General features: G+C 60.9%; 1 protein-coding gene. It reads left to right on the top strand.

Annotated elements, in window-relative coordinates; genetic code table 11:
• Positions 1 to 343 (top strand): IS66 family transposase (locus AC1RQI_RS17110; protein ID WP_481905816.1); only part of this gene is annotated, 343 nt, incomplete at both ends.

The raw sequence follows: 343 nt of genomic DNA, 5'->3' as shown, positions 1-343 counted from the left end.
GGGAAGGTGTGTCGGGACAACGACATCACCCGGATCGGGTGCTGGGACCATGCCCGTCGCAAGTTCGTCGAGGCCTCTAAAGCAGCGTCGTCAAACAACAACAAGAGCAAAGGCAAGGGCCAACGCCAAACCGCCAAGGCCGATGTGGCATTGGGCCATATCCGCAAGCTCTACGCCATTGAGCGCCGGATCAAGGATCTCGGCGATGACGAACGCTATCGCATCCGCCAGGCCGAAAGCCTGCCTCGACTCCAGGCGTTCAAAACCTGGCTGGACGACAACGCCGGCAAGGTCGCGAAGGGCTCACTGACCCGCAAGGCCATGGACTACGCCCTGAACCAGT

The sequence above is a fragment of the Salicola sp. AFF1 genome (genome assembly GCF_056783195.1).
This window is presented reverse-complemented; position numbering and strand designations above follow the sequence as displayed.